We start from the raw sequence: 18175 nt of genomic DNA, 5'->3' as shown, positions 1-18175 counted from the left end.
CTCCCCGCCGTCCTCAAGGCGCCCCGACGGCCGAACGGCTGAAGCCGCAGGTCGGGCAGGCATCGAATCTGCATCGGTATCGGGTGACACCGGATGCGTTCGCCGCCCGGCCACCCGCTGCGGCTGCGGGCCGAGACGGCCCCCGACTGGAGCGCACCCTGACGAAACCGTACCATTGCGCGCTTGCCCCGTGCCCCAATTCAAGGAAGCCAGAATGTCCCAGATACTCGAAGCCCTGGTGGAGCTGCTGACGCTGGAGCCGATCGAAGAGAACCTGTTCCGCGGCAACAGCCAGGACCTGGGCTTCCGCCAGCTGTTCGGCGGCCAGGTGCTCGGCCAGGCGCTCTCGGCCGCCAGCCAGACGGTCGCCCCGGAGCGCCACGTGCACTCGCTGCACGGCTACTTCCTGCGCCCCGGCGATGCCCAGCTGCCGGTGGTCTACCTGGTCGACCGGGTGCGTGACGGCGGCAGTTTCACCACCCGCCGCGTCAGCGCGGTGCAGAAGGGCCAGACCATCTTCACCTGCAGCGCCTCGTTCCAGATCGACGAGGAAAGCTTCGAGCACCAGCTGCCGATGCCCGAGGTGGTGGGGCCCGAAGGCCTGCCGACCGAAATGGAACTGGCTGCGCAGGTCGCGCACCTGATGCCGGAGAAGATGCGCGAGAAGTTCCTCTGTCCCAAGCCGATCGAGATTCGCCCCGTTACCTACCAGAACCCGCTGAAACCGGAGCCCATGGAACCGATCAAGCACGTCTGGTTCCGCGCCGATGGCCGGCTCGCAGACATTCCGGCGCTGCACAAGTACCTGCTGGCCTACGCCTCGGACTTCGGCTTCATCGGCACCGCGCTGCAGCCGCATGCGGTGACCTTCTGGCAGCCCCACATGCAGCTCGCCAGCCTCGACCACGCGATCTGGTTCCACCGCGACCTGCGCGTCGACGAGTGGCTGCTGTACACCTCCGACTCGCCCTGGGCCGGCGCCGGCCGCGGCTTCGCCCGCGGTAGCATTTTCAACCGCCAGGGCCAACTGGTGGCCTCGGTGGCGCAGGAAGGGCTGATGCGCCAGCGCGGCGAGGCGAAATGAGCTTCGCCGACGCGCGGCACTGGGTGTTCGACATGGACGGCACCCTGACCATTGCCGTACACGATTTCGCCGCGATTCGCCGTGCGCTGGACATCCCGCCGGAGGAGGACATCCTCGAGCACCTGGCCCGGCTGCCGGCCGCGGAGGCCGCGCCCAAGCGCGCCTGGCTGCTGGAGCACGAGCGTGAGCTGGCCTATGCGGCGCGTCCGGCCGGCGGCGCGCGGGAATTGCTGCATGCGCTGCGGGCGCGCGGCTGCCGGCTCGGCCTGCTGACGCGCAACGCCCGCGAGCTGGCGCTGGTGACCCTGGCGGCGGTGGGCATGGGCGACTGTTTCGCCGAGGGCGACGTGCTCGGCCGTGACGAGGCGCCGCCGAAGCCCGACCCGGGCGGCCTGCTGAAGCTGGCGGACTGCTGGGCCGTGCCGGCATCCGAGCTGGTGATGGTCGGCGACTACCGCTTCGACCTGCAATGCGCACGCGCCGCCGGTGCCCGCGGCGTGCTGGTCAACAGCCCGGACAACCCCTGGCCGGACCTGACCGACCTGCATGCCGAGGATTGCGCGGCGCTGCTGCGCCAGCTGCAGGCCAACTGGTAGCTACTACAGCGAGCCGGCGCCGAAGGTATCGCAGGCGCCGGGTTCGCCGCGCTCGAAACCGGTGCGGAACCAGCGCACCCGCTGCTCCGAGGTACCGTGGGTGAAGGCGTCCGGCACCACCTGCCCGCTGCTGCGCTGTTGCAGGCGGTCGTCGCCGATCGCGTTGGCCGCGCCCAGGGCTTCCTCCAGGTCGCCCGGCTCCAGCCACTGGTGTCGGCGCTGCGCGTGATGCGCCCAGACCCCGGCCAGGCAGTCGGCCTGCAATTCCTGCCGTACCAGCAGGCCATTGTCGCCCTCCAGGCGTACCCCGCGCTGGCGCGCGGCCTGGATGCGTTCGGAAACGCCGAGCAGGGTCTGCACGTGATGGCCGACCTCATGGGCGATCACGTAGGCCTGGGCGAAATCGCCGGCGGCGGCGAAGCGCTGCTCCATCTCCTGGAAGAAGCTGAGGTCGAGGTAGACCTGCTCGTCGCCGGGGCAGTAGAAGGGGCCGGTGGCGGAGCTGGCGAAGCCGCAGGCGGAGTTCACGCCCTGGCGGAACAGCACCAGCCGCGGCTCGCGGTACTGCTCGCCGGCCTGGGCGAAGAGGGCGGCCCAGGTGTCCTCGGTGTCGCCGAGGATGGCGCGGACGAATTCGGTCTCGGGGTCGGCCACCGGCGGCGGCCCGACCTGCTGGGTCGGCGCGGGTTGCACGCCGGCGCCTTCGCCGGCGAGCTGGTCGAGCACCTGCAGCGGGTCCTGGCCCATCAGCAGGCTGAGCACCACCACCACGGCGATGCCGCCGAGGCCCAGTCCGCCGCCGACACGCAGGCCTCGGCCGGAGCGCCCGCGGGCGTCCACCACGTTGTCGCTGCGACGAGCCTTCTGCCAGCGCATTGGAATCTCCTCGAAGTCGGGCACGATGGATGATGCACGGCCGACATCGGCACGGCCCTCGGAGAAAACGACCCTGGGCGGGCGCGAAAGGTTCGCCGGGCGGCGCGAGGCGCGCGGCCGGTTCGGGTGGAAGGGCGCCGCCGGGGACGCTGTCGCCCCGGCGGGGGACGATCAGCGGGCCGGGTAGTCGGCCAGCACCTGCTCCTGGCCCTCGCGGGTCACGCCGACCACCTGGTAGGGCTGCTGGCGATCGCCCATTTCCATGCCCGGCGAGCCGGCCGGCATGCCGGGCACCGCGGCGCCGAGCAGGTCGTCGCGCTGGCGCAGGGCGAGGATGTCGCGGGCCGGCACGTGGCCCTCGACGAACTTGCCATCGATCACGCCGGTATGGCAGGAGCCGAGGCGGTGCGGCACGCCGAGGCGCGTCTTGACGGCGGCCATGTCCTGCTCCACATGGTCGTGCACCTCGAAGCCGTTGGCCTCCAGATGCTTGATCCAGGCCTTGCAGCAGCCGCAGCTGGGGTCGCGGTGGACGTCGATGGTCAGGGGCTCGGCGGCCTGGACGAAACCGGCGAACAGGGTGGCGATGAGCAGTAGGCGGCGCATGACGGGCTCCTTGTTGAGGGCGCCCCAGCATAGCGGCTGGACCGCTCGGGTGGCACGGTCCGGTTGTCGCAGCGGCAGACCGACTTGCGCACGGCGGCGGAGACCACGGGCGAACGAAATGCCGTTTGTCGGGTCTTTTCACTCACCGTGCCGCTGCCCCGCAGCGGTGCGGCTGCCTTGGGAGAGCTCCATGCGATTCGCCAGGATCGTGCTGTATATACAGGCGGTGGTCATGCTGGGCTTCAGCCTGGCCTACTGGGTCCGCCCCTACGAGATGGCCAACCTCAACGGCATGTTGCTGATGGAAAGCGCGTCCGTCAGCCACATGCGCGTGTATTACGGCGGCCTGCAGCTGGGGCTGGGACTCTTCCTGCTCTGGGCCGCGCGGGACGAGGTGCGCGCGCGGCCGGCGCTGATGATGCTGGTGTTCGTCATGATCGCGCTGGTGGCGGGGCGGTTCGGCTCGCTGTGGCTGGACGGCGGCGAATTGGCCGGCTTCGACCTGCTGTCGCTGCTCTATCGTGTCGTGGCAGCCCTGCTCGCCGCGCTGGCCTGGCTGGTGATACGCGAGCGACCGGAGCCGGATGCCGAGCCGGTGCCGCCGCCCACCCGGCGCCTGGTCGACGAGGAGCCGCAGCCGTTCCGCCTTGGCGATGCGCCCTCGGACGACCCCGGTCCGGACGACGACCACCGGGACGCGCCCGCCATGCTGACCGACGCCCCCGAAGAGCCGCGCCGGCCGGATTAGCGGCCCGTGCGGCCAGCCGTTTGGCTGGCCCGCTGAAACCCGGCAAGCCCCTAACGCCGCTCCAGCAGCACCCCGCTTTCCATGTGGTGGGTGTAAGGAAACTGGTCGAACAGCGCGCAGCGTGCGATGCGGTGGGTGTCCTGCAGCTGGGCGATGTTCGCCGCCAGCGTTTCCGGGTTGCAGGAAATGTACAGGATACGCCCGAAGCGCCGGGCCAGTTCGCAGGTGTCCGGGTCCATGCCGGCGCGCGGCGGGTCGACGAACAGCGTGCCGAATTCGTAGCCCTTCAGGTCGATGCCGGACAGCCGGCGGAACGGACGGACCTCGTTCAGCGCCTGGGTCAGCTCCTCGGCGGACAGCCGCACCAGGGTGACGTTGTCGATGGCGTTGTCGGCCAGGTTGGCCAGCGCGGCGTTCACCGAGCTCTTGCTGATCTCGGTGGCCAGCACCCGGCGCACGCGGGTCGACAGCGGCAGAGTGAAGTTGCCGTTGCCGCAATACAATTCGAGCAGGTCGTCCTGGCGCTCGCCCAGGGCGTCGAAGGCCCAGGCCAGCATGCGGCGGTTGACTTCGCCGTTCGGCTGGGTGAACGCGCCCTCCGGCTGCCGGTAGCGGTAGATGCGCCCGGCCACTTCCAGCGCTTCCTCCACGTAGTCGCGGCCGATCACCCGGCACTGGCCGCGCGAGCGGCCGACGATGCTGGCGCCGAGCGTCACCGCCAGGCGCTCGGCATCGGTCTGCCAGGCGTCGTCCAGCGGCCGGTGGTAGGCGAGAGTGACCAGCGCGTCGCCGGCCAGGGTAGTGAGGAATTCGACCTGGAACAGCTTGAGGCTCAGCGCCTCGCTGGCCTGCCAGGCGGCCTTCAGCGGCGCCATCAGCTCATTGATGCGCAGGCTGGCCACGGGGAAGTCCTCGAGCAGGATCGGCGTGTGCTTGTCGCCCGGCTCGAACATGGCGTAGTGGCGTTGGTCACCCTCGCGCCACAGGCGGAATTCGGCGCGCAGCCGGTAGTGCTCGGGGGGCGAGGCGAACACCTCGGGCTCGGGCGCGGCGAAGGGCGCCAGCAGCTCGACCAGTCGGGCGGTCTTCTCGGCGAGCTGGGCGTCGTAGGTCGAGGGATCGAAGTGAGGACGGGTCATGGCGGCGGCCGCTTGCGTGGTGATGGCCGGCGGCAGGCCGCGCGGCAGTCGAGGACGGGAGCCCGCTCACGGCGGGGCGCCGATTGTACGGGGGGAGGCCGGTCTTGTCAGGGCGCCGGCGATGCGTGCCGACTCGCGGGCGAGATGGTGGGCTGAAGCCCACCCGAACCCTACCCCCGTAGGGTGGGCCGGGCGGCGTTCCGCTTCAGCCCACCAGACATGGCGTTGACGGCCGCGCCTCAGCCGTTGAACCAGCCCAGCTTGATCACGAACAGCACCGAGAGGATCACCAGCGCCGGGCTCAGCTCGCGCCAGCGGCCGGCCAGCAGCTTGATCGCGGTCCAGGCGATGAAGCCGAAGGCGATGCCGTTGGCGATCGAGAAGGTCAGTGGCATGGCCAGCGCCGCGATGGCCACCGGCGCGGCGACGGTCAGGTCGTCCCAGTCGATCTGCGCCAGGCTGCTCATCATCAGCACGGCGACGAACAGCAGCGCCGGTGCCGTGGCGTAGGCCGGCACCGCGCCGGCCAGCGGCGCGAAGAACAGGCTGAGCAGGAACAGCACGGCCACCACGCAGGCGGTCAGGCCGGTGCGCCCGCCGGAGCTGATGCCGGCAGCCGATTCGATGTAGCTGGTGGTGGTCGAGGTGCCGAGCGCGGCGCCGGCCATGGTCGCGGTGCTGTCGGCCAGCAGCGCGCGGCCGAGCTTGGGCATGCGGCCGTCCTTGTCCAGCAGGTCGGCCTTCTGCGCCACCCCGACCAGGGTGCCGGAGGTGTCGAACAGGTCGACGAAGAGGAAGGCGAAGATCACGCTGAGCAGGCCGATGTCCAGCGCGCCGGCCAGGTCCAGCTGCATGAAGGTCGGCGCCAGCGACGGCGGCATGGACACCACGCCGTCGAGTTCGGACAGCCCGAACAGGATCGACAGCCCGGTGACCAGCAGGATGCCGATCATCACCGCGCCGGTGACGCGCCGGTAGGCCAGCGCGGCGATCAGGAAGAAGCCCAGGCAGGCGAGCAGCGGGCCGCCGGCGGAGAGGTCACCGAGGCCGACCAGGGTCGCCGGGTTGTCCACCACGATTCCGGCGTTCTTCAGCGCGATGATCGCCAGGAACAGGCCGATGCCCGCGGCGATGCCCGAGCGCAGGGCCAGCGGGATGCTGTGGATGATCCACTCGCGGATCTTGAAGATCGACAGCAGGAAGAAGATCGCGCCCGAGAGGAACACCGCACCCAGCGCCGTCTGCCAGGTGTAGCCCATGGTCAGCACCACGGTGTAGGTGAAGAAGGCGTTCAGACCCATGCCCGGCGCCAGGGCGATCGGGTAGTTCGCCAGCAGCCCCATGATCGCCGAGCCGATGGCCGCGGCCAGGCAGGTGGCGACGAACACCGCGCCGTGATCCATGCCGGTTTCGGCGAGGATGCTGGGGTTGACGAACAGGATGTAGGCCATCGTGAGGAAGGTGGTGAGACCGGCGAGGATCTCGGTGCGCACCGTGGTCTGGTGCGCCTTCAGTTGGAACAGCTTTTCCAGCATTGGTGATCCCCCTTGTATGCCGGTCGCGGCCGGCGGGCGGCGATGCCCTTGCGCAAGCAAAGCCCATTCCGGTGCCGCAGGCCAAAAAAGGCGCGCATCTTACCCTGCCTGCCAATGGGGTTGAACGGCCGCGGGTCATGGGTGCAGGCAGGGCGGTGCAATGGGTTTTGTGTTGAGACATGCGGACAGCGTGCATTGTTTGGTGAATGCGAGCGGCGTGCAGCGGGCCTCTCACCCCGGCCCTCTCCCCGGCGGGAGAGGGCAATGTAAGACATGGCAACGAGCAGGCCGAGGTCGCAGGCAGAGCCTGCTTCTACAGGTATGTCACCGCGAGCACAGGCGCAGCGCCGCTGCTTTTCCCTTCTCCCCTTGGGAGAAGGTGGCCCGCAGGGCCGGATGAGGGGGGCTCAGGCGCCTTGCGTGCGCTCGGCCTCCTGCTGCAGACGCAGGAAGCGGGCGAGGGTGTCCTGGCGGTAGAACAGGGCGAGCTGGCGGTAGACCTCGGGGAAGGCCTGGTGCAGCAGGTCGGGGGCGCTGAAGAAGTATTCGCTGGTCACCGCGAAGAACTCCGCCGGGTCTTCGGCGGCGTAGGGGTCGATCGGCGTCTCGGCGTCCGGATCGGCGTCGAGCTGGGTGTTGAGGGCATCGTAGGCCGCCTGCATGGCCTGCGCCCAGTCGGCGATGCGCATGTCGCGGTGCAGCGGCGGCAGGCCGTTGGCCGCGCCGTTGAGCATGTCGAGCTTGTGCGACATCTCGTGGATGACCAGGTTGTAGCCATCCCAGTTGCCGCTCTGCTCGATGCCCGGCCAGGCGAGGATGACCGGGCCCTGATGCCAGGCTTCGCCGCTGCGCTCGTCGTCCCATTCGTGGACCACGCCGGAGGCCGGGTCGCGGTGCTTCTGCGGGCTGGCGAAGTCTTCGGGGTAGATCAGCAGTTCGTGGAAGCCCTGATACCAGCCGAGGTCCTCGAGCCGGAGCAGTGGCAGCTCGGCCAGCGCCGCCAGGCTGGCACGCTGCGGGGCGTCGAGCTGCAGGTCGCCGAGCAGGGTCAGGCGCTTGTCATGGAGGAACAGCGAGGCGCGCTCGCGCAGCAGGGCGGCGTCGGCGGGCTCCAGCCCGTCGAGGATCGGCAGCCGGTCGAGCACCTGCTGCCAGGTGTCGGCGTCGATCAGGTGGCGCGAGAGGATGCGCCGGCGGCGCCAGTTACGCAGCGACAGCATGAGGTGGACTCGTGACGGGACGGCCCCAACCTTAAGCAGCGTCCACGGCACCGGCAAGTCTCAGCCGAGCAGGAAATTGCCGGCCCCGGTGCCGCCCTCCAGGCTCGGCACCTCCGCCTCGTCCTTCAGCTTCACGCCGGACAGCTGGCGCCGACAGGCCTCGCGCATCAGGTGGCCCAGGCGATGGGCGGCCAGGGCGTAGCTCAGGCCTTCCAGGCGCACGTTGGAGATGCAGTTGCGCTGCGCGTCGTGGCGGCCCACCCGCGGAGCGTAGGTGAAATACAGCCCGAGGCTGTCCGGCGAGCTGAGGCCCGGCCGTTCGCCGAGCAGGATCACGCTCATGCGCGCGTTGAGGCGCTCGCCGATTTCGTCGGCGATGGCCACCCGGCCCTGTTCCACCAGGCACACCGGCGCCAGCCGCCAGCCCTCGGCGCGGGCCTGTTCGGCGATGCGCTCGAGCATCGGCAGGGCATGCCGCTGCACCGCCAATGCCGAAAGCCCGTCGGCGATCACCACCACCAGGTCGTAGCCTTCCGTCGCGCTGTGCCCGGCGAGCAGTTCGGCCGAGGCTGGGTCGAGACGGCGGCCGAGGTCCGGCCGCTGCAGGTAGAGCTGGCGATCGGCCGCCGCGCTGTGCAGGCACAGGGGCTCGAGGCCGAGCGCCCGGACGGCCTCGGTCAGTGGCGGCAGGTCCAGCGCCGCGTGCACGGCGTCGCGCGCCTGGGCGTGGGCGAACTGGAAGTCCAGCTGGGCCGCGGTGGGCAGGCTGCCGCCAGCGTGGCCGAGGGCGATGCGCGCGGGCGTCAGGCGGCGGAGGGCCTGCCAGGGACTTTGGGGGGCGGTGCGGTCGTTCATGGTTCGTATCCAGTGCCAATCGTAGGAGCGAGCTTGCTCGCGAAAGCCTGAGTCGTTGTTCGCGCGCGGGCTCGTGCCGGCCTCTGCCCTTCTCCCGCCGGGAGAAGGTGGCCCGCAGGGGCGGATGAGGGAAGCGCCCTGCACGCTGGCCCTCACCCCGGCCCTCTCCCGGGGGAGAGGGGGTTGGTTTGGTGCTGGTCCGCTGCTTCTGCAGCCCTCGAGCGAGGCAAAGCCCGCTGCCCATCAACCCAGCTGCGCCAGCGCCCGGCGGAAGGCCGGGGGCAGGCCGTCGCCGAGCTGCAGGCGGTTGCCGTCCAGGCGCAGGATCTCCATGCGCGCCAGCCAGTCCTCGAACTCCGGCGCGGGCCGCAGCCCGAGCAGCTGGCGCAGGTAGAGCGCATCGTGGAAGGAGGTGGTCTGGTAGTTGAGCATCACGTCGTCCGAGCCGGGGATGCCCATGATGAAGTTGACCCCGGCGGCGCCGAGCAGGGTCAGCAGCATGTCCATGTCGTCCTGGTCGGCCTCGGCGTGGTTGGTGTAGCAGATGTCGCAGCCCATCGGCACGCCGAGCAGCTTGGCGCAGAAGTGGTCCTCCAGCCCGGCACGGATGATCTGCTTGCCGTTGTACAGGTATTCGGGGCCGATGAAGCCGACCACGGTGTTCACCAGAAGCGGCTTGAAATGCCGCGCCACGGCGTAGGCGCGCGCCTCGCAGGTCTGCTGGTCGACACCGTGGTGGGCGTTGGCCGAGAGCGCGCTGCCCTGGCCGGTCTCGAAGTACATGAGGTTGTCGCCGAGGGTGCCGCGGCGCTGCGAGAGACCGGCCTCGTAGCCTTCCCGCAAAGTCGCCAGGCTGATGCCGAAGCTGGCGTTGGCCGCCTCGGTGCCGGCAATCGACTGGAACACCAGGTCCACCGGCGCGCCGCGCTCGATGGCCTCGATGGAGGTGGTGACGTGGGTCAGCACGCAGGCCTGGGTGGGAATCTCGTAGCGCTGGATCACCGCGTCGAGCATCTTCAGCAACTCGCAGATGCCGGCGGTGCTGTCGGTGGCCGGGTTGATGCCGATCACCGCGTCGCCGTTGCCGTAGAGCAGGCCGTCGAGGATGCTGGCGGCGATCCCGGCCGGGTCGTCGGTGGGGTGGTTGGGCTGCAGCCGCGTGGCCATCCGCCCGCGCAGGCCGAGGGTGTTGCGAAAGCGGCTGACGACCCGGGTCTTCTGCGCGGCCAGGACCAGGTCCTGCACGCGCATGAGTTTGGACACGGCGGCCACCATCTCCGGCGTCAGGCCCGGCGCCAGGGCGGCCAGCGCGGCCTCGTCGGCCTGCTCCGAGAGCAGCCAGTTGCGGAAGTCGCCGACCGTCAGGTGGGCCACCGGGGCGAAGGCGCCGGCGTCGTGGCCGTCGAAGATCAGCCGGGTGACCTCGTCCTGCTCGTAGGGAATCAACGCTTCGTCGAGAAAGCGCCGCAGCGGGACCTCCGCCAGCGCCATCTGCGCGGCCGCCCGCTCGGCGTCGCTGTCGGCGGCCAGGCCGGCCAGCCGGTCGCCCGAGCGGGCCGGGCTGGCCTTGGCCATCAGCTCGCGCAGGCCGTCGAAACGCCAGGTCTGGCCGCCGACCGTATGGGCATAATTCGCCATCGGGTGTCTCCGTGAAAGGGGCGATGCATTCAGGCTAGCTCAAGCAAGGCGCGTGCCTCGGCCTTGGCGCGTCGGGACGTCGAGGGCCGGGTGGTCGTGCCCCGAAACCGGGCGTGGGGTGCTGCCTGCGTGCACCGCGAGCGTGCTGGCGGCCGGTCACTGCGCGGCTGCCACCGGGCGCCGTTGCTCGGCCGGACGAGGGCCGCGACCGCTGGCTGTGCTAACCTGCCGGCATCGTTTCGACCGCTTCAGACGGACTGTCATGCACATCCATATTCTCGGCATCTGCGGCACCTTCATGGGCTCGCTGGCGGTGCTCGCCAAGGAGCTCGGCCACCAGGTCACCGGCTCCGACGCCAACGTCTATCCGCCGATGAGCACCCAACTGCAAGCCCAGGGCATCGAACTGATGCAGGGCTACGAGGCGGAGCACCTGATTCCCAATCCCGACCTGGTGGTGATCGGCAACGCGCTGTCGCGCGGCAACCCGGCCGTGGAGTATGTGCTCGACCGCGGGCTGCCCTACGTCTCCGGCCCGCAGTGGCTGGCCGACCATGTGCTGCAGGGCCGTTGGGTCCTCGGCGTGGCCGGCACCCACGGCAAGACCACCACCAGCAGCATGCTCGCCTGGGTTCTGGAAGACGCCGGGATGATGCCGGGCTTTCTCATCGGCGGCGTGCCGCAGAATTTCGGCGTTTCCGCGCGGCTGGGCGATTCGCCGTTCTTCGTGGTCGAGGCGGACGAGTACGACAGCGCCTTCTTCGACAAGCGCTCGAAGTTCGTCCACTACCGCCCGCGGACCGCGATCCTGAACAATCTCGAATTCGATCATGCGGACATCTTCCCGGACCTGGCGGCGATCGAGCGTCAGTTTCATCATCTGGTGCGCACCGTGCCGGGCGAGGGGCTGATCATCCATCCCACCGGCGAGGCGGCGCTCGAGCGGGTGATCGGCATGGGCTGCTGGACGCCGGTGCAGACCACCGGAGAGGGCGGCGACTGGCAGGCGCGGCTGCTCGCCGAGGACGGCTCCTGCTTCGAGGTGCTGTTCCAGGGCGAGCTGCAGGGCACCGTGGACTGGCCGCTGACCGGCCGGCACAACGTCGCCAACGCCCTGGCCACGCTGGCCGCGGCGCGTCACGTGGGCATCCTGCCGGGCCAGGCGGCCAATGCGCTGTGCCGCTTCAAGAGCGTCAAGCGGCGGATGGAAAAGGTCGCCGAGGTTGCCGGCGTGACCCTCTACGACGACTTCGCCCACCACCCGACAGCCATCGCCACCACGCTCGACGGCCTGCGCAAGCGCGTCGGCACGGCGCCGATCATCGCCGTGGTCGAGCCGCGCTCGAACTCGATGAAGCTTGGTGCCCACCGTGAAGGCCTGGCCGATTCGGTGCGCCAGGCCGACCGGGCGATCTGGTACGCGCCGCCGAGCCTGGGCTGGGACCTGGCCGGCACGGTCGCCGGCTCGCCGGTGCCGACCCGGGTGTGCGACTCGCTGGAGGCGATCATCGCCGAGGTGAAGCAGCATGCCACCGCCGGCACCCAGGTGGTGATCATGAGCAACGGCGGCTTCGGCGGCCTGCACGGCAAGCTGGCCGAGGCGCTGAGCTGATCGCTCAGGGTGGAAAACGCTTCGCGGTTTTCCACCCTACGGGTGACTCCGGGTAGGGTGGAAATCGCCGAAGGCATTTCAGACGCAGGATTGGGAAGAAACGGCCTGACGTAGGAGCGAGCTTGCTCGCGAACAGGGGCCGCGCCCTGCCTCGCTGGGAGAAGGTGGCCCGAAGGGGCCGGATGAGGGCGATGGCACGCAACCCTCACCCCGGCCCTCTCCCGAGGGGAGAGGGGATGTCCCTGCCAACCCGGTTCAACGACGGAGGCATGACCTTGAGCGGACCCGAACGCATCACCCTGGCCATGACCGGCGCCTCCGGCGCGCAGTACGGCCTGCGCCTGCTCGACTGCCTGGTGCAGGAGGAGCGCGAGGCGCACGTCCTGATCTCCCAGGCCGCGCAGGTGGTCATCGCCACCGAGACCGACGTGGTGCTGCCGGCCAAGCCGCAGGCCATGCAGGCGTTCCTCACCGAATACACCGGCGCCGCGCCCGGGCAGATCCGCGTGTTCGGCGGGCAGGATTGGCTGGCGCCGCCGGCTTCGGGCTCCGGCGCGCCCGCGGCGATGGTGGTGGTGCCCTGTTCCACCGGCACCCTGTCGGCGATCGCCTGCGGTGCCTGCAACGACCTGATCGAGCGCGCCGCCGACGTCTGCCTGAAGGAGCGCCGCCCGCTGATCCTGGTCCCGCGCGAGACGCCCTACTCGAGCATCCACCTGGAGAACATGCTCAGGCTGTCCAACCTCGGCGCGACCGTCCTGCCGGCGTCGCCGGGCTTCTATCATCTGCCGCAGACCGTCGACGACCTGATCGACTTCGTGGTGGCGCGCATCCTCGACCTGCTCGGCGTCCCGCAGGATCTGCTGCCGCGCTGGGGCGAGCACCACATCGTCACGCCCGACGACTGAGGGCGGGGCGGGAGAAGCGTTTCGCTGATCCAGGTCCAGGCGGGCGGTATCCGGGCCGAGGACAATCGTGGGCGAGCTACCGAGGAGCCGAGCCATGAACGACAAGGCGCAATTCCACATCCGCTACTGGCTGGTCGCCGTGCTGGTGTTCGCCGGCCTGCAGTACCTGCTGGCGCTGAACCCGCCGGCCGCGGAGATTCCCTACAGCGAATTCGAGCGCTACCTGCGCGACGGCAAGCTCGAGCAGGTGGCGGTTTCCGAGCGTTTCGTCGAGGGCACGCTGAAAGAACCGCTGCCCTCCGGCACCCAGCGCTTCATCGCCGTGCGCGTCGAACCGGACCTGTCCGAGCATCTACAGGGGTTTGACATGCGCTACGGCGGCAAGATCGAGAGCACGCTGGTGCGCGACCTGCTGTCCTGGCTGCTGCCGGCGGCGCTGTTCATCGGCGTCTGGCTGGTCCTGCTGCGCCGCCTGGGCGGCGGGCTCGGCGGCGGCATGATGCAGATCGGCAAGAGCCGTGCGCGGATCTACGTCGAGACCGACATGAAGGTGACCTTCGCCGACGTCGCCGGGGTCGACGAGGCCAAGGACGAGCTGCGCGAGATCGTCGATTTCCTGCGCAACCCGCAGGCCTATGGGCGGCTCGGCGGGCGGATGCCCAAGGGCGTGCTACTGGTCGGCCCGCCCGGCACCGGCAAGACCCTGCTGGCCCGCGCCGTGGCCGGCGAGGCGCGGGTGCCGTTCTTCTCCATTTCCGGCTCGGAGTTCGTCGAGATGTTCGTCGGCGTGGGCGCCGCGCGGGTGCGCGACCTGTTCGAGCAGGCGCGGGCCAAGGCGCCGGCGATCATCTTCATCGACGAGCTGGACGCGCTCGGTCGCGCCCGCGGCGCCGGGCCGCTGGGCGGTGGGCACGACGAGAAGGAGCAGACGCTCAACCAGCTGCTGGTCGAGCTCGACGGCTTCGACACCTCCACCGGGCTGGTGCTGCTGGCCGCGACCAACCGCCCGGAAATCCTCGACCCGGCGCTGCTGCGGGCCGGCCGTTTCGACCGCCAGGTGCTGGTCGACCGGCCGGACAAGGTCGGCCGCGCGCAGATCCTCGCTGTGCATCTCAAGCGCGCGCGGCTGGCGGCGGACGTCGATGCGCAGGCGATCGCCGCGCTGACGCCGGGCTTCACCGGCGCGGACCTGGCCAACCTGGTCAACGAGGCCACGCTGCTGGCGACCCGGCGCGGCGCCGACGCGGTGACCATGGACGACTTCAATGCGGCGATCGAGCGCATCGTCGCCGGCCTGGAAAAGCGCAACCGGTTGCTCAACCCCCGCGAGCGCGAGATCGTCGCCTACCACGAGATGGGCCATGCGCTGGTGGCCATGGCGCTGCCCGGCGTGGATGCGGTGCACAAGGTCTCGATCATCCCGCGCGGCATGGGCGCGCTGGGCTACACCATACAGCGGCCGACCGAGGACCGCTTCCTGATGACCCGCGAGGAGCTGGAAAACAAGATGGCCGTGCTGCTCGGCGGGCGCGCCGCCGAATGGCTGATCTTCGGCCACCTGTCCACCGGTGCCGCCGACGATCTGGCCAAGGTGACCGACATCGCCCGAGCGATGGTCACCCGCTACGGCATGTCCGAGGCGCTGGGGCACGTCGCCCTCGAACGCGAGCGCCCGCGCCTGCTGGATGGCGAAGCGATGTACGGCCTGGCCCGCGCCCACGACTATGGCGAGACCACCGCCGCGGCGGTCGACTCCGAAGTGCAGGCGATCGTCGAGCGGGCCTTCCAGCGCGCCCTGCGCCTGCTCGCCGAACGCCAGGTCCAACTCGAGCGCGCTGCGCGCTGCCTGCTGGAACGAGAGACGCTCGACGGCGAGGCCCTGCGCCAGCTCATCGAGCCCCAACCAGCCCCTTCCGGGACGGCGGTCGGCTAACGGGCCTGCGGGGGTGAACGAGGAGATGCGGGAGGCCCACCCTCGGGGCGGGCTCTTGCCCTGTCGCCGCGAGGGCGCGCCTCCCACAGGGAGAGGAGTGCGCCGTGCAGCGCGTTCGCGGTCGAGACGCTCCCACGAGGGGCAGCAGCGTTTTTCCCTTCTCCCCGCGGGAGAAGGTGGCCCGCAGGGCCGGATGAGGGGCCGGCTCGCGCGCTCCGACCAGCCGGAGGTGCGCGAGGCGTCGCGCTTATCCTTTGCCGGCGCTGCTGGCACGGGCGTCAAGCCGGGGCGCGTTCGGCGTGGCGGGCCAGCGCCCACTCGACGTGCTCGCGCACCAGCGGCGAGGGGTGCTCGCGGCGCGCCTGCAGCGCCTCGAGCACGGGAATGGTCGAAGGCGCGTTGCCCAGGCCCACCGCCAGGTTGCGCAGCCAGCGCTCGTAACCGGCACGGCGCAGCGGCGAGCCCTCGGTGCGGCTGAGGAATTCGGCCTCGGTCCAGCGGAACAGGCTCGCCAGTTCGCTGCTGTCGAGCCCGTGACGCGGCTGGAAGTCCGGTTGCTCGGTAGGGCGGGCGAAACGGTTCCAGGGGCAGACGATCTGGCAGTCGTCGCAACCGAACACGCGGTTGCCCATCGGGGCGCGCAGCTCGACGGGAATCGGCCCCTTGAGTTCGATGGTGAGGTAGGAGATGCACTTGCGCGCGTCCAGCAGCCGCTCGCCGACGAAGGCGCCGGTGGGGCAGACGTCCAGGCAGGCGCGGCAGCTGCCGCAGTGGTCGCGGGTGGTCGGCTCGTCCACCGGCAGCGGCACGTCGACGAACAGCTCGCCGAGGAAGAACCAGCTGCCGGCCTTGCGGTTGAGCACCAGGGTGTTCTTGCCGATCCAGCCGAGCCCGGCCTGCTCGGCGAGGGCCTTTTCCAGCACCGGGGCGCTGTCGACGAAGGCGCGGTAGCCGAACGGGCCGATCGCCGCCTGGATGCGCTCGGCGAGCTGCTGCAGGCGCTTGCGGATCAGCTTGTGGTAGTCGCGGCCCAGGGCGTAGCGCGACACGTAGGCGTGCTCCGGCTGCGCCAGGCGCTCGGCCATCCGCGTGTCGCCCGGCAGGTAGTCCATGCGCAGCGAGACCACACGCAGCGTGCCGGGCACCAGTTCGTCGGGGCGGGAACGCTTGCGCCCGTGCGCGGCCATATAGTCCATCTCGCCCTGGTAGCCGGCGGCCAGCCAGCGCTGCAGATGCGCCTCGTGCTCGGCCAGCTCGACACCACAGATGCCGACCTGCTGGAAGCCGAGCTCGCGTCCCCATGCCTTGACGGACGCGGCGAGTTCGATGGGGTCGAGGGATGGCTGGGACATCGCGAAGATTGGGGGCGGACCGGCGGGGGCGTATGATTCTGCCAGACCTGCGGATGGATTATCAGGCGCGGGACCGACGGTCGTGACTCGACCGCCTCCGACACAGGCAAGGACATGGTGCACAGCGAAGCTTCCCTCCCCACTTCCCTTTACCGCGCCGAGCAGCTGCGGGCGTTGGACGCGGCGCTGATCGGCGCCGGAACCCCCGGTTTCGAACTGATGCGCCGCGCCGCCCATGCCGCCTGGCGCGCCCTGCGCCGGTGCTGGCCGGACGCCGGCACGCTGACGGTGCTGGCCGGGCGCGGCAACAACGCCGGCGACGGCTACCTGGTCGCCGGCCTGGCGCGGCGCGCCGGCTGGGACGTGCGGGTGCTGGCGGTGGGCGATCCGGCGGGGCTTTCCGGCGACGCCGCCAGCGCCTGTGCCGAAGCGCGCGATGCCGGCGTGCCGATCGAGGCCTGGCGCGCCGGAACGCCGCTGCGGGGCGTGCTGGTGGATGCGCTGCTCGGCACCGGCCTGAGTGGCGAGGTGCGCGAGCCCTATGTGCAGGCGATCGCCGCGATCAACGACAGCGGATTGCCGGTGCTGGCCATCGACCTGCCATCGGGGCTGGATGCCGACACCGGCCGTGTGCTCGGCACCGCGGTGCGCGCCGATCTCTGCGTCACCTTCATCGGCCTGAAGGTGGGGCTGTTCACCGGGCAAGGCCCGGCGCTGACCGGCGAGCTGGTGTTCGACGACCTGCAGGCCGACGCCGAGGTCATTGCCGGCGTGCCGAGCGCCGCCATCCGGCTGGCGCCGGCGAGCCTGCCGCGCCTGCAGCCGAGATCGCGCACCGCGCACAAGGGCCAGTTCGGCCAGGTGCTGGTGGTCGGCGGCGACCTCGGCACCGGCGGCGCGGCGCTGCTGGCGGCCGAAGCGGCGCTGCGCGGCGGTGCCGGCATGGTCACCCTGGCCACCCGGCCGGAGCACGTCACCGCGGCGCTGGTGCGCCGGCCCGAAGTCATGACCTGGGGGCTGGAATCCACCTACCGGCTCGGCGAACTGATAGGGCGCGCCGACGTGCTGGTGGTGGGGCCGGGCCTGGGGCAGGGCCCCTGGGGTCGCAGCCTGCTGTCGAGCCTGCTGGACGCCGGCAAGCCGCAGGTGTGGGACGCCGACGCGCTGAACCTGCTGGCCGCCGGCGCCGTGACGCTGCCGGAGGGCTGCCTGATCACCCCGCACCCGGGCGAGGCCGCGCGGCTGCTCGGCTGCTCGGCGCGCGAGGTCGAAGCCGACCGGCCGGCGGCGGTGCGGGCGCTGGCCTCGCGCTATCGCTGCGCGGCATTGCTCAAGGGCGCCGGCACGCTGATCGCCGCTGCCGACGGGCGGCTCGCCCTGTGCGACCGCGGCCATCCGGCGATGGCCAGCGCCGGGCTCGGCGACGTCCTCGCCGGGCTCGCCGGCGCGCTGCTCGGGCAGGGCCTGGAACCCTATGCGGCCGGCTGCCTGGCCGCCTGGCTGCATGCCGCGGCCGGCGAGCGGCTCGGCGCCGAAGGGCGCGGGCTCGCCGCGGCCGACCTGCCCGACGCCATCCGCACCCTGCTCGAGGAGCACTCGCCATGCCTGAAGTGACGATCCATGCGGCCGACGAGGCGGCCATGCTGGCGCTCGGCGCGCGCCTCGCCGAGGTGACCGGCGGTCGGGGTGTCATCTACCTGCACGGCGACCTGGGCGCCGGCAAGACCACCCTGTCGCGCGGGCTGATCCGCGGCTTCGGGCATGCCGGCAAGGTCAAGAGCCCGACCTTCACCCTCGTCGAGCCCTACGAAATCGGGGCGGCGCGGGTGTTCCACTTCGACCTCTACCGCCTGGCCGATCCGGAGGAACTAGAGTTCCTCGGCATCCGCGATTACTTCGAGGGCGACGCCCTGTGCCTGATCGAGTGGCCGGAACGTGGCGCCGGCATTTTGCCAAAGGCGGACCTGGACATTACCATTACGCCGCAAGGAACCGGGCGCTCGCTCAGCCTGTCGCCCAACGGCGCACGTGGCGAGGCATGGTGTGCCGCCCTGACCGCCGGAGAGTCGTAAA

Annotated in this window: 16 protein-coding genes; 8 read left to right on the top strand and 8 right to left on the bottom strand. The window is 70.7% G+C overall.

Annotation, left to right across the window (positions count from 1 at the left end):
• The first annotated feature begins 214 nt into the window (after window positions 1-214).
• Together tesB and H610_RS0105280 are read left to right on the top strand one after the other, a co-directional pair.
• Window positions 215-1084: an acyl-CoA thioesterase II gene (gene tesB / locus H610_RS0105285; RefSeq protein WP_028238714.1), complete on the top strand. Its 870-nt coding sequence runs from the start codon at window positions 215-217 to the stop codon at window positions 1082-1084.
• Window positions 1081-1680: an HAD family hydrolase gene (locus H610_RS0105280; protein WP_028238713.1), complete on the top strand. Its 600-nt coding sequence runs from the start codon at window positions 1081-1083 to the stop codon at window positions 1678-1680. Before tesB ends, H610_RS0105280 begins: the two co-directional genes overlap by 4 nt.
• A gap of 3 nt (window positions 1681-1683) precedes the next feature.
• Here the strand turns inward: H610_RS0105280 and ypfJ are convergent, their stop codons facing one another.
• Both ypfJ and H610_RS0105270 read right to left on the bottom strand, forming a co-directional pair.
• Window positions 1684-2556 carry a KPN_02809 family neutral zinc metallopeptidase gene (gene ypfJ / locus H610_RS0105275; RefSeq protein ID WP_028238712.1) on the bottom strand — a complete coding sequence of 291 codons (873 nt, stop codon included), beginning with the start codon at window positions 2554-2556 and terminating at the stop codon, window positions 1684-1686.
• Window positions 2557-2727: 171 nt separating this feature from the next.
• Window positions 2728-3162, bottom strand: coding sequence for a DUF411 domain-containing protein (locus H610_RS0105270; RefSeq protein WP_028238711.1), 435 nt, complete (start codon window positions 3160-3162; stop codon window positions 2728-2730).
• A gap of 190 nt (window positions 3163-3352) precedes the next feature.
• Here H610_RS0105270 and H610_RS23285 point away from each other — a divergent pair, with 190 nt between their 5' ends.
• A complete protein-coding gene (locus H610_RS23285) occupies window positions 3353-3910 on the top strand; it encodes a DUF4345 domain-containing protein (protein ID WP_043237703.1) in 558 nt (185 codons plus the stop codon).
• A 50-nt stretch (window positions 3911-3960) separates the two neighbouring features.
• Here the strand turns inward: H610_RS23285 and trmA are convergent, their stop codons facing one another.
• From trmA to H610_RS0105240, 5 genes are all read right to left on the bottom strand, one after another.
• Complete coding sequence (gene trmA / locus H610_RS0105260) at window positions 3961-5049, bottom strand: tRNA (uridine(54)-C5)-methyltransferase TrmA (RefSeq protein WP_028238710.1); 1089 nt, start codon at window positions 5047-5049, stop codon at window positions 3961-3963.
• A gap of 239 nt (window positions 5050-5288) precedes the next feature.
• On the bottom strand, window positions 5289-6584 hold the full coding sequence (locus tag H610_RS0105255) for an NCS2 family permease (protein WP_028238709.1): 1296 nt from the start codon (window positions 6582-6584) through the stop codon (window positions 5289-5291).
• 407 nt (window positions 6585-6991) lie between these two features.
• Window positions 6992-7804, bottom strand: a complete 813-nt coding sequence (locus H610_RS0105250; protein WP_028238708.1) for a M90 family metallopeptidase — start codon at window positions 7802-7804, stop codon at window positions 6992-6994.
• A 60-nt stretch (window positions 7805-7864) separates the two neighbouring features.
• A complete protein-coding gene (eutC, locus tag H610_RS0105245) occupies window positions 7865-8659 on the bottom strand; it encodes an ethanolamine ammonia-lyase subunit EutC (RefSeq protein ID WP_028238707.1) in 795 nt (264 codons plus the stop codon).
• Window positions 8660-8902: 243 nt separating this feature from the next.
• Window positions 8903-10297 carry an ethanolamine ammonia-lyase subunit EutB gene (locus H610_RS0105240; RefSeq protein ID WP_028238706.1) on the bottom strand — a complete coding sequence of 465 codons (1395 nt, stop codon included), beginning with the start codon at window positions 10295-10297 and terminating at the stop codon, window positions 8903-8905.
• Between the two features lie 262 nt (window positions 10298-10559).
• Between H610_RS0105240 and mpl the strand changes: the two genes are divergently transcribed.
• The 3 genes from mpl to ftsH all read left to right on the top strand — a co-directional run bounded on the left by mpl (window position 10560) and on the right by ftsH (window position 14750).
• Window positions 10560-11909 (top strand): UDP-N-acetylmuramate:L-alanyl-gamma-D-glutamyl-meso-diaminopimelate ligase, encoded by a 1350-nt coding sequence (gene mpl / locus H610_RS0105235; protein ID WP_028238705.1) that lies wholly within the window; start codon window positions 10560-10562, stop codon window positions 11907-11909.
• 275 nt (window positions 11910-12184) lie between these two features.
• A complete protein-coding gene (ubiX, locus tag H610_RS0105230; RefSeq protein ID WP_028238704.1) occupies window positions 12185-12817 on the top strand; it encodes a flavin prenyltransferase UbiX in 633 nt (210 codons plus the stop codon).
• Between the two features lie 94 nt (window positions 12818-12911).
• Window positions 12912-14750, top strand: a complete 1839-nt coding sequence (gene ftsH, locus H610_RS0105225; protein ID WP_028238703.1) for an ATP-dependent zinc metalloprotease FtsH — start codon at window positions 12912-12914, stop codon at window positions 14748-14750.
• Between the two features lie 278 nt (window positions 14751-15028).
• On the opposite strand, the gene queG is transcribed toward ftsH, so the two are convergent.
• Window positions 15029-16102: a tRNA epoxyqueuosine(34) reductase QueG gene (gene queG / locus H610_RS0105220; RefSeq protein WP_028238702.1), complete on the bottom strand. Its 1074-nt coding sequence runs from the start codon at window positions 16100-16102 to the stop codon at window positions 15029-15031.
• 114 nt (window positions 16103-16216) lie between these two features.
• Here queG and H610_RS0105215 point away from each other — a divergent pair, with 114 nt between their 5' ends.
• Both H610_RS0105215 and tsaE read left to right on the top strand, forming a co-directional pair.
• Entirely contained in the window at window positions 16217-17716 is a 1500-nt protein-coding gene (locus tag H610_RS0105215; RefSeq protein WP_028238701.1) for a bifunctional ADP-dependent NAD(P)H-hydrate dehydratase/NAD(P)H-hydrate epimerase, read from the top strand.
• On the top strand, window positions 17704-18174 hold the full coding sequence (gene tsaE, locus H610_RS0105210; protein ID WP_028238700.1) for a tRNA (adenosine(37)-N6)-threonylcarbamoyltransferase complex ATPase subunit type 1 TsaE: 471 nt from the start codon (window positions 17704-17706) through the stop codon (window positions 18172-18174). Before H610_RS0105215 ends, tsaE begins: the two co-directional genes overlap by 13 nt.
• Window position 18175 lies beyond the last annotated feature (1 nt).

It is taken from the genome of Stutzerimonas azotifigens DSM 17556 (assembly GCF_000425625.1).
GTDB lineage: Bacteria > Pseudomonadota > Gammaproteobacteria > Pseudomonadales > Pseudomonadaceae > Stutzerimonas > Stutzerimonas azotifigens.
The sequence above is the reverse complement of the archived record's forward strand: the minus strand, read 5'-3'. Positions and strand labels throughout refer to the sequence as shown.